This window comes from Marinobacter sp. ES-1 (assembly GCF_000475255.1).
GTDB classification, from domain to species: Bacteria; Pseudomonadota; Gammaproteobacteria; order Pseudomonadales; family Oleiphilaceae; genus Marinobacter; species Marinobacter vinifirmus.
In genome coordinates this window covers 1-10,851 of sequence record NZ_AXBV01000085.1, presented here as the reverse complement: position 1 = coordinate 10,851, position 10,851 = coordinate 1, and the positions used below count along the sequence as shown (strand labels likewise).

Below are 10,851 nucleotides of genomic sequence, written 5' to 3'. Positions count from 1 at the left end.
CTAAAAGAAGTGAAGACCCATAAAAACACAGCAACGGCAAGGAGCCACCGCTATGCAGAAAAACGAACCTCGGCTAAGAGATCAAGTCCGTGCCGTTATCAGAGTGAATCGCTACAGTATTCGTACAGAAAAATCCTACTGGTACTGGATTCGGTTTTTTATCCGCTTTCAAAACATGGAACACCCGCGTGAAATGGGTGCCCGAGAAGTGAATGAGTTTCTCACCTGGCTTGCCGTTCGTCGCAATGTAGCCGCTGCAACTCAGGCCCAGGCACTGAATGCGTTGGTATTCCTGTATGACAAAGTACTGGAAAAACCAATAGGCGATATCGGCGAGGTTATCCGGTCGAAAAAGCCACGCAAACTGCCGGTAGTGCTCACCCATGATGAAGCCATGGCCATCATAAATCAGCTGGGGGAAACAGATCGCCTGATTGCTTCCCTGCTATATGGTGCTGGCCTGCGAATTACGGAGGCCTGCCGGTTACGTATTAAAGATCTCGATTTTCAACAACAGGTCGTCACAGTTCGAGACGGCAAAGGCGCCAAAGACCGAACAACCCTGTTACCCGCCCCATTGCTGGCTCCGCTGCAATGTCATATCAATACTATTCGAAAAGCCTGGCGGGAACAGGACAAAGCGTTTCTTCATCCTGTCAGCCTTCCGTTTGCACTTGCCCGAAAATACCCGAATGCAGGTCGGTCTCTGGAATGGCAATGGCTTTTTCCGTCACCATCTATTAGCACCGATAATCTTGGCAACGTGGTTCGTCACCATCGGCATATTACCTCTGTTCAAAAGGCCGTACGCAATGCCGTCAAACAAGCTGGCATTGGCAAGCGGGCGGGTTGTCATACGTTCCGGCACACGTTTGCAACCGAGCTATTGAAACGCGGAACCGATATTCGCACCGTTCAGGATTTGCTCGGCCACTCGGATCTCCGAACTACCCAGATCTATACGCACGTTCTTGGCCAGGGCTTTGCCGGGGTTCGCAGCCCACTCGGATAGCACGTCAACTCTCGGACTTTTGCGGCGCATATCCAGAAACCCCACACAGGCCCCGGCTCTGTGGTCCGGGCCGCGTCGATAGAAGTCTTTTTGCATGAGGCTATGACATGAGGCTACGATAAGGAGGCCGTAGCCCGGATGCCACTGCGGGCAACACGGCACTTTGGTACTGGCTCCCAAGGCGCGGGGCAATCCTCCCTTGTGTTGATTCACTTGCTGGCAGGGGCCGGGTAACTTGCCAGTGTCGGTCGGTTTTTTATAACCGGTGAGCCATTGCAACTGCGCCGTCACACAGAAGTTTTTTGCCGTTGCCAACCACAAGGAAACATCATGAGAGATCTGATAACCCTGCGGGACATTGTCGGCCTGGGGAACCAGGCCAGCCCGATCAGCGATTCCGCGCTGGTGATTATCGATGCCCAGAACACCTACCGCGAAGGTGTTATGAAACTGGATGGCGTGGAGCCCGCACTGCAGGAGTGCAAGGCGTTGCTGGAGCGCTTCCGGGCGGCGGGGCGGCCGGTATTCCACATTCAACACGATGCCGGTGCCGGTTCACCCTACGACCTCACGGCACCGATTGGCCAGATCGCCGATGTGGTAGCCCCGGTAGATGGCGAGCCGGTGATCACCAAAAATTACCCGAATTCCTTCACCCAGACAAACCTGGATGACCAGCTGAAAGCCGCGGGCGTGCAAAATCTGATTCTGGCGGGTTTTATGTCCCATATGTGCGTGAACTCCACCGCCCGAGGCGCCTTCTCGCTGGGCTACAACCCCACGGTGGTTGCCGCAGCCACCGCTACCCGTTCCTTGCCGTCCCGGGCGTCTGGCAAAGCCGTGCCCTCGGAGCAGGTGCAGGAAGCCGCCTTGGCTGCGCTGTCAGATCTGCCCTCGGCGGTGGTGCCGTCGGTAGCTGACGTACCAGACTAAGCACTATCGAGATACCTCGCCGTCTAAAGGATGGTGAGGTATCCGTCAATTCGTTATCTTCCTATCATACGTTCATCAACTTAGTGCTACCCTCATTAAAGCTGCGATAAGGCCAGCCCGGCCATGACCCAGGATTGATGATGAGAGGTAACTGCATGCTTCGAGTTTCTATTGCCATTGCTCTGGGAGCTTCACTGCTGGTTGGTTGTTCAGCATTCAGCCCTTCCTCGGCCCGATCGCGGCCACCATGATGGCCTGCGCCGATATGGCCACTGCAGACCGGTTCCGGCAGCGGCTGGGCAAGGTGGAGGGGTATTTGCTTGAGGGCCTGAAACTGCACCTGCAAAATGCCCGTGGCAAGACTCTGCTGTCGTTCCAGAAAACGGATTAGGTCGGTCGCCCATTCCAAACAGGTGTGTGCCAAACCGGTAGGGCGTCAGATCTGGTGGCTGGCGGATGTAATTGACCATTGGGATAAGCTACAAATGGCCTCTTTCGCCACCATTGATGGCAAGGAAGTACCCTACCAGCAAGGCGGTGTTACCGGGCTACTGCATCCGGAGGATCTACTGCGTCGATTTGGCCTGGAAACAACCGAACTGGCACCCGGACAGGCCATGCTTTGCGGAACACTACCCGTGATCGGAGGTGTTCGCCCGGCAGAAACATTTCGGATGGTGTTAACGGATCCGGTCAGAGGCCGCTCTCTGGAGCATGCTTACAACGTTGAGACCCTGTCGGTGATAAAATGACACGACTCGAAACTACAGCGCTCAAGCCATTGCCAGCGGAATCTCTGGCAGACCTACTCACTGGCCTGGCCGCTGGCCACTGGCAAGCCGGTGAGCTACTGGATATCTGCCAGGCCAACATCGATAAAGGTGATCACCCGGATCGGCAGGTTTATACCCGCCGGTTCGATGGCCAGGCAAAAGCCGAAGCCCGGGCTATAGACGGCTTGCGAGGCGCCGGTGTACCCACTGGTGAGCTGGCTGGCTTACCGATCGCATTGAAAGTTCTGTTCGACGTGGCAGGAGAAGTTACCCACGCCGGTAGCCAATGGTGGGACACTCCAGCCAAAGCCGATGCGCTGATCGTAACTCGCTTGCGCCGTGCCGGGGCCGTTATTACCGGGCACACCAACATGACCGAATTCGCCTATTCCGGGCTTGGCATAAACCCCCATTACGGCACACCGGATAACCCTGTCGCTCCCGGCCGGATTCCCGGCGGCTCATCTTCCGGCGCCGCCGTCGCCGTGGCCCGATACATGGCCGCAGCGGCTATCGGCTCCGATACCGGCGGTTCAGTTCGTATTCCGTCAGCGTTCTGCGGCCTGGTCGGTTTTAAACCGTCGCAAAGCCGCATTCCACGCACGGGCTCCTTTCCGCTGTCCGATAGCCTCGACTCTATCGGCCCTATGGCTCGAACCGTCGACTGCTGTGCACGCATTGATGCTGTTCTGGCAGGGCAACCGGCGACACCTTTAAAGCCTCGTTCATTGGCTGGCCTGCGTTTTGCCGTCCCTACCAACTACATGCTCGACGATGTTTCAGCCGAAATTTCTGACGCTTTCGGCCGTAGCCTGAAGGCTCTTCGCGGCGCGGGCGCAATAATTGACGAGGTCGCGGTTCCGGTACTGGACGCCCTGCCAGAGCTATTGGAGGGCGGCGGTTTTACCGCTGCAGAGAGCTACCATCTGCACCGGGACTGGCTGGCAGCTTGCGGAGATCGCTATGACCCAAGAGTCCGTACTCGCATCGAGCGCGGTGCCTCTCTCACCGCCTCCGATTACATCGAGCTGCTGCACCGCCGACAAAATCGCAAACAACAGGCCGACCAGTGGTTGTCAGCCTACGACGGATTGTTGGCACCCACCGTGCCAATTGCCCCACCACGTTTTGAGGAACTCGTTGATGATGAGCGCTATGGGCGGCTGAACCTGCTGGTGTTACGCAACCCGAGCGTCGCCAACCTGCTGGATTTATGTGCCATTACAATTCCGAATCACCCGCAGGGCGCGCTGCCATCCGGGCTAATGCTGGTTGGCCGAAATGGAACGGATCGGCAATTGCTCAACACTGCAGCAGGCCTTGAGAGGATACTCTCAACCCTATGCTGAGCGTTCTGATTGTCAAACTGGTGGCAACCGCAGCAGTGGTGATTGGGGTGTCGGTGGCCGTTGGCAAAATGGGCCCCCGGCTTGGCGGCATTCTGGCAGGCACGCCGATTATTCTTGGCCCCGGCTACTTCTTTATGCTTCAGGAGCGCTCAACCGAGTTCCTGCAAGCCGCCGCGCTGTCGACTCTGCACGCACTGATCGCAACGCTTATCTTCGCTATCAGCTTCGTGCTGTCCGCCGGGCGTTTGGGGGTATTCACCAGCCTGTCACTGGCAACGGGCAGCTGGATACCCGCTTCGCTTCTATTTTCATTGCTACCCGGAGGCGTATGGGGTGCCCTTCTGGCGTACGGCTTGGTGCTTTTGACGGCTGAGTTCATACGCCACAGGCTGCAACTAAGGCACACGGTCGTAATTGCTCGATCAGGCTGGTTCGATCTGCTATTACGGGGCCTGCTGGCTGGCATTCTGGTAAGTATTGCAACAACCCTGGCGGCGAGAACCGGCCCGCTCCTTTCCGGTATATTGGTGGGGTTTCCTGTGGGTTTGTTCACGATTGGCTGGACACTCTACGAGCGCTACGGCCCGGAAGTGGCAAGAGCAACGGTAAGCATGGCCCAAAAAGGCATGCTCAGCCTCGTAGCCTTTGCACTGGCGCTGGCACTGGTGGTAGACACTTTGCCTCCTATGGCCACTTTTGCCGTGGCATTGGCTGCCTCGATGGCAGTGAGCCTGGGAATTTTTGTCTTAAGCCAGTGGCGTTACCGCATGGTTAAAACAGGAGAGGCTATATGAGCACGCTTTTGATCAATGCCGATATGGGGGAAAGCTTCGGCCCATGGGTCATGGGAATGGATGAGCATGTCATGCCCCACGTGGATCTTGCCAACGTAGCCTGCGGCTTTCACGCATCCGACCCTCACGTTATCCGGCGTACCCTGCGCCTGGCCAAAGCCCATCAGGTGAAGGTCGGCGCTCACCCATCCTATCCGGATCTGGTGGGTTTTGGCCGACGCTCTATGGCTTGCTCACCTGCTGAAGTGGAAGACCTTGTGCTGTACCAGATCGGGGCTCTGTCCGGGCTTTGTCGGGCTGAAGGTCTGCGGCTACATTACGTGAAACCCCACGGCGCACTGTACAACGATACGATCCGGGATCCCGCTTTGTTTGAAGCCGTGGTCAGGGCGGTCAAAGATTTCGATGACTCTCTGCCCCTGATGACTATGGCAGCCTGTGACACGTCGATGGTACAGGACATTGCCGACCGGTATGGCATAACCCTATGGTTTGAGGCCTTTGCGGACCGCGCTTATGATCAGCACGGGCATCTGGTGTCCAGGCGACTGCCCGGTGCCGTTCATGAAGACCCGAAGGAAATCCTGGCACAGGCCATTACGATCGCCAAAGGTGAACCACTCACCGCCAGCGACGGCAGCAAGATCGTTTTGCAAGCCGACACCTTGTGCGTGCATGGGGACAACAACGAATCCATCGCTGCCATCCAGTCCATTCGGGAAGCCATTCAGGCACTGGGAAGCCAGGCATGAACACAGGCTCCGTCACAACCCTGCCCCGGCTGGAATCTGCGGGACTGGATGGCTGGATGGTTCGGCTGTTCGATAGCATTGATGAAGCCAACCTGCCCTGGATCACCGCGTTGCTGCAGCGCTGCGAATCGGTATTCGGAACGGCGCTGGTGGACCTGGTGCCGTCCTACACTACCTTGCTGGTGGTTTTCGATCCCGTGCAACTGAGTCCGTTGGAAGCGCAACAGAAGATCACCAGCCTGCTCACGGACCTGACACCGGAGGGCAACCCCGGCACCCGCCAGATCCATGAACTGCCCACGCTCTACCATGCCAGCGTTGGGCCAGACCTTGAGCGGGTCGCGGAACATACGGGACTGTCGGTGGCTGAGGTCATCGCGTGCCACAGCCAGAAAACCTACCGCGTTTTTGCCCTGGGCTTTGCGCCAGGCTTTGCCTTCATGGGCCTGACGGCCCCAGAACTGGAATGCCCGAGACTCGACACACCCCGTAAAAAAGTCCCGGTGGGCAGCGTGGCCATTGCCGCGCGCCAGACCGCCGCATATCCCACCGCCACCCCAGGCGGCTGGAACCTTCTGGGTCGCACCAGTGCCCGCCTGTTCGACCGAGAAAGAGAAGGTTTCAGCCTGCTGAATGTGGGCGACCAGGTACGCTTTGTTCCGACCTCTCGAGAGGCGTTTGAACGTAGCGGAGGCGACATTACCCCCATGGAGGCATGCCAATGACCACCCTGCCCCAGAGCGACATCGCGATCCGGGTGCTCCGGGCCGGGCCGCTTGCGCTGCTTCAGAACCGCGGCCGCTTTGGTGTCCGGCACCTGGGGGTCACTCAAGGCGGTCCGGCCGACCTGTATTCCTGGGCCTGGGCCAACCGGCTGGCCGGTAATCCCTGGGGCTCGGCAAGCCTTGAAATTACCTTTGGCGGACTGCAACTGGTGGCGGAACGCGATCTTGATATTGCCATCGCCGGAGCCGATCTTGGCGCCACGCTGGAGGGCCATCCGGTTCCGCTTTGGCAACGGGTACGCTGGGCCGAAGGCCAGAAACTGACGTTTGGCACCCCGGTAAGCGGGCTGCGGGCGTATCTATCTGTACACGGTGGCTTTGCGGCTCCGCCAGCGATGGGCAGCGTAGCCTGTGTCGCCCGGGAGCAACTGGGCGGCTTTGATGGCTACGGCCGCAAGCTGGCGGATGACGACAGGTTAAGCACGTTCAGACCGGGTATCACCGCAGCACCGGGCATCACCCAGGCCCCGCCGCATGCCCGCCCGGATTTCCGGGAGCCGCCGCAGCTCGACCTGCTGCCAGGTGCGCAGATTGCCGAATTCACCGGCCGCAGCCTGTTTGACGCTTTCAACACCTGGTGGCGGGTGGATGACCGGGCAGACCGCATGGGTGTGCGCCTCACCGGCCCCAAATTACAGTGCCGAATCCGATCGCTGATTTCAGAGGGCATCAACCTCGGAGGGGTTCAGGTGCCACCCGATGGCCAGCCGATCGTATTACTCAACGACCGTCAGACCATCGGAGGCTATCCGAGACTGGGTGCGCTTTCGCCGCTGGCCGCGTCCCGGCTGGCCCAATGCCTCCCCGGACAGGAAGTCAGGCTGGTCGCCCGCAGCAGTGAAGCGGTGCTCCGGGAATACCGCGCTTTTCTGGCCGGGTTCAAGGGCTGATTGCTGTATTTTCAACTCGTTGCCGAGTTTATCCGCAGATGCCCGCCATGGAATCGCAGGTGCGCTTCGATAAAGCTCGCGATAAAGAAGTAGCTGTGGTCGTAGCCCTCCCGGAAATTGAGCTCCAGCGGGTAATTGCTGATGCTGGCTGCGGTCTCAAGCGCCTCTGGCTGAAGCTGTTCAGTCAGGAAATTATCCGCATCGCCCTGGTCGACCAGGGCTGGTACGAACTGCCTTGCCTCGCGCATCAGTAGGCTAGCGTCGTATTCGGCCCAGCGTGAGGTGTCTTTGCCCAGGTAGGCTGTGAAGGCCTTCCTGCCCCATGGGCAATTTACCGGATTGCTGATCGGGCTGAAGGCCGATACGGACCGGTATCTTTCAGGGTTGCGAAGAGCCAGAACGAGGGCACCATGACCCCCCATTGAATGACCTGCAATCGAGCGTTGATCCGTTACCGGGAAAACAGATTCAATCAGTGCAGGCAGCTCATTCAGCACATAGTCGTACATGCGGTAGTTGGGATGCCATGGGCTTTCGGTAGCGTTCACGTAGAAGCCAGCGCCCTGGCCAAGATCGTAGCTTTCATCATCGGCAATGTCATCGCCGCGGGGGCTGGTGTCCGGTGCCACGATGGCCATGCCCAATTCCGCGGCCACACGATGGGCGCCGGCTTTCTGCATGAAGTTTTCATCGGTACAGGTCAGGCCGGACAGCCAATAGAGCACCGGTACTTTTTCCCCGTTGGCTACTCCTGGCGGAAGGTAGATCGCAAATCGCATTCTGCAACCCAGGGTTTCAGAACGGTGACTGTACTGCTTGTGCCAGCCACCGAAGCTCTTGTTGCTGCTCAGGTTTTCGATTGTCATCGGGACCTCCATCGGTCGGCCACCTGCGGGGCAGGTGGCCGTCGCGATTACTTGTCGAAATGAATAACGCTGCGGATGCTCTTGCCCTCATGCATCAGCTCGAAGGCCTCGTTGATGTCATCAAGCCCCATGGTGTGGGTGATGAAATCATTAAGCTTGAATTCACCCTGCAGGTAACGCTCGACAATACCAGGCAGCTCGGAACGGCCTTTGACCCCTCCGAAGGCGGAGCCTTTCCAGACGCGACCGGTAACGAGCTGGAACGGGCGGGTGGAAATCTCCTGGCCTGCCCCGGCAACGCCAATAATGACCGACTCGCCCCATCCCTTGTGGCAACATTCCAGTGCGGACCGCATGACATCGACGTTGCCGATGCATTCGAAGGAATAGTCCACGCCACCGTCAGTCAGTTCAACGATCACTTCCTGAATCGGCTTGTCATAGTCTTTGGGATTGATGCAGTCGGTTGCGCCAAGCTGTCGTGCCAGGTCGAATTTGCTGTCATTGATATCGATGGCAATGATTCGGCTCGCCTTGGCCATGGTCGCGCCAATAATTGCGGAGAGGCCGATGCCGCCGAGACCGAAAATGGCCACCGTAGCGCCTTCTTCCACCTTGGCGGTATTCATGACCGCGCCCATGCCGGTGGTTACGCCGCAGCCGAGCAGGCACACCTCTTCCAGCGGGGCTTCCTTGTTGACCTTCGCCAGCGAAATCTCCGGCAGAACGGTGTACTCGGAGAAGGTCGAGCAACCCATGTAGTGATAGATTGGCTGTCCGTCCTTGTAGAAGCGGCTGGTGCCGTCGGGCATCAGCCCCTTGCCCTGGGTTTCGCGGATTTTCCCGCACAGGTTGGTTTTGCCGGACAGGCAGAATTTGCACTCGCCACATTCGGGGGTATACAGGGGAATAACGTGATCGCCGACGGCAACACTGGTAACGCCTTCACCAATCGCCTCTACAATGCCGCCGCCTTCATGGCCAAGGATGGCTGGAAAGTTGCCCTCGGGATCCTCACCCGAGAGGGTAAACGCATCGGTGTGGCATACACCGGTTGCGATCACTTTTATCCGTACTTCCCCTGCTTTCGGGGGCATCACGTCCACCTCTTCAACCGACAGTGGCTGACCCGGGCCCCAGGCAATTGCTGCTTTTGATTTGATTATCTCAGCCATAACGTTCTCCATTGATTATTCAGGAAGGGCGGGACGCCCAAACGAAGTCCATATTGTATTTATGGTCATTTGATTGATAATCGCTGCTTTTATCAAATCACCTTTACGTGTGTGCAATAATCGGGTGGTGCAAAGCAAACGGGGAAAACCATGTATCGCTGGGAAGGGATAAACGAGTTTGTGGCGGTTGCCGAAACCGAGAGTTTCACGCGTGCCGCGAAGCGACTGGATGTGTCGACGGCACAGGTCAGCCGTCAGGTCAGTGCCCTGGAGGCCCGCCTATCGACCCGGTTGTTCTACCGCACCACACGCCGGGTGTCGGTAACCGAGGCCGGACAGATCTTTTACCAGCACTGCCGACAGGTACTCGACGCCCTGGAGCAGGCCGAGCGCTCTATTACCAACATGCAGCTGGTCCCGCGAGGCAGGCTGAGGCTGACTGCGCCGGTGACCTATGGAGAGAAATCCATTGCTCCGTTGGTCAATGACTTTGTTTTGCGATACCCCGAACTCGACGTGGACATGAAACTTACCAACCAGACGCTGGACCTGGTGGCTGAAGGATACGATCTGGCTGTTCGCATGGGTAAGCTGGAGGATTCGACCCTGATGGCCCGACGCCTGGCATCGCGAACCCTATACGTGTGTGCCTCGCCGGATTATCTCGCCACGCAAGGCACGCCCCACTCGTTGTCCGAACTGGCGAACCACAACTGCCTGTTGGGAAACCTGGATTACTGGCGCTTCCAGGAAGCGGGCCAGCCGCGCAACGTGCGGGTAACGGGGAACATCCGCTGCGACAGTGGCAGGGCACTGCTTGATGCCGCCCTCAAGGGCATTGGTATTGTTCAACTACCGGATTACTACGTTCAGAACGCTCTGGATTCCAGGCTGTTGATTCCGGTGCTTACCCATTACCAGGAAGACGATGACGGTATCTGGGCGGTGTATCCCCATAACCGTCATCTATCGCCGAAGGTGCGCATGCTGTTGGATTTCCTTGCCGAGTCCCTGAAACCTGGCGGTCCTCCGTTGGACGCTCCAGGCGTGGACGATTAGGCAATGAACCGACGGGATTGTGTATTTAAGGAGCGGCGGTTTACGGCCAGACTTTTCTGCATAAGGCGATGGTCTTACCCCTGAATGCCTCAATTCCGGAACCCGTTTAATCAGTTTCGGAAAACCAAGGTTTAACAAAGGAGATCGACCAACATGATTCTCGAAGAGACTTACACATTCGTCATGCGATAGCGAACAGCTTGCACCAACCAGACGGATGGCGAAAGGAACCAGAACGCAAACCGCACCAACCCGATTACTGTTTGAACTGGACGGCCCCGCGACTAGGGCACGCCATGAATAACCATGCTGCGGGTGACTTTGGCAACCAACTCCGGCAACAACTTTTCCGGCCTTGGCCATCACCAACAAAGGCGGCTTTGCAGCCAAGTCCGATGCTAAGGCCCTTGCACTGAGCCCGCCAAAAATGAAGACGGCCTGGGCCATTAACGCGAAGCTTAGC

The 10,851-nt window shown here is 57.9% G+C and carries 12 protein-coding genes; 10 read left to right on the top strand and 2 right to left on the bottom strand.

What is annotated here, in order from left to right; genetic code table 11:
- Positions 1–52 precede the first annotated feature (52 nt).
- The 9 genes from Q668_RS14145 to Q668_RS14105 all read left to right on the top strand — a co-directional run bounded on the left by Q668_RS14145 (position 53) and on the right by Q668_RS14105 (position 7,288).
- Positions 53–1,012: an integron integrase gene (locus Q668_RS14145; protein WP_022990277.1), complete on the top strand. Its 960-nt coding sequence runs from the start codon at positions 53–55 to the stop codon at positions 1,010–1,012.
- A 330-nt stretch (positions 1,013–1,342) separates the two neighbouring features.
- Entirely contained in the window at positions 1,343–1,945 is a 603-nt protein-coding gene (locus Q668_RS14140) for a cysteine hydrolase family protein (RefSeq protein ID WP_022990276.1), read from the top strand.
- A gap of 205 nt (positions 1,946–2,150) precedes the next feature.
- On the top strand, positions 2,151–2,336 hold the full coding sequence (locus tag Q668_RS14135) for an META domain-containing protein (protein WP_022990275.1): 186 nt from the start codon (positions 2,151–2,153) through the stop codon (positions 2,334–2,336).
- Positions 2,293–2,697 (top strand): DUF2848 family protein, encoded by a 405-nt coding sequence (locus Q668_RS14130; protein ID WP_081697612.1) that lies wholly within the window; start codon positions 2,293–2,295, stop codon positions 2,695–2,697. Before Q668_RS14135 ends, Q668_RS14130 begins: the two co-directional genes overlap by 44 nt.
- Positions 2,694–4,067, top strand: coding sequence for an amidase (locus Q668_RS14125; protein ID WP_022990273.1), 1,374 nt, complete (start codon positions 2,694–2,696; stop codon positions 4,065–4,067). The genes Q668_RS14130 and Q668_RS14125 overlap by 4 nt, the downstream gene beginning before the upstream one ends.
- Entirely contained in the window at positions 4,061–4,861 is an 801-nt protein-coding gene (locus Q668_RS14120) for a hypothetical protein (protein ID WP_022990272.1), read from the top strand. The genes Q668_RS14125 and Q668_RS14120 overlap by 7 nt, the downstream gene beginning before the upstream one ends.
- Entirely contained in the window at positions 4,858–5,613 is a 756-nt protein-coding gene (locus Q668_RS14115) for a 5-oxoprolinase subunit PxpA (protein ID WP_022990271.1), read from the top strand. The genes Q668_RS14120 and Q668_RS14115 overlap by 4 nt, the downstream gene beginning before the upstream one ends.
- On the top strand, positions 5,610–6,338 hold the full coding sequence (pxpB, locus tag Q668_RS14110) for a 5-oxoprolinase subunit PxpB (protein WP_022990270.1): 729 nt from the start codon (positions 5,610–5,612) through the stop codon (positions 6,336–6,338). Before Q668_RS14115 ends, pxpB begins: the two co-directional genes overlap by 4 nt.
- Entirely contained in the window at positions 6,335–7,288 is a 954-nt protein-coding gene (locus Q668_RS14105) for a biotin-dependent carboxyltransferase family protein (protein WP_022990269.1), read from the top strand. The genes pxpB and Q668_RS14105 overlap by 4 nt, the downstream gene beginning before the upstream one ends.
- An 11-nt stretch (positions 7,289–7,299) precedes the next feature.
- Here the strand turns inward: Q668_RS14105 and fghA are convergent, their stop codons facing one another.
- Complete coding sequence (gene fghA, locus Q668_RS14100) at positions 7,300–8,154, bottom strand: S-formylglutathione hydrolase (protein ID WP_022990268.1); 855 nt, start codon at positions 8,152–8,154, stop codon at positions 7,300–7,302.
- Positions 8,155–8,201: 47 nt separating this feature from the next.
- A complete protein-coding gene (locus Q668_RS14095) occupies positions 8,202–9,320 on the bottom strand; it encodes an S-(hydroxymethyl)glutathione dehydrogenase/class III alcohol dehydrogenase (protein ID WP_227498369.1) in 1,119 nt (372 codons plus the stop codon).
- Positions 9,321–9,479: 159 nt separating this feature from the next.
- Between Q668_RS14095 and Q668_RS14090 the strand changes: the two genes are divergently transcribed.
- The gene (locus Q668_RS14090; protein WP_022990266.1) at positions 9,480–10,388 is read left to right on the top strand and encodes a LysR family transcriptional regulator; all 909 of its coding nucleotides are present in this window, start codon (positions 9,480–9,482) and stop codon (positions 10,386–10,388) included.
- Positions 10,389–10,851: the final 463 nt, after the last annotated feature.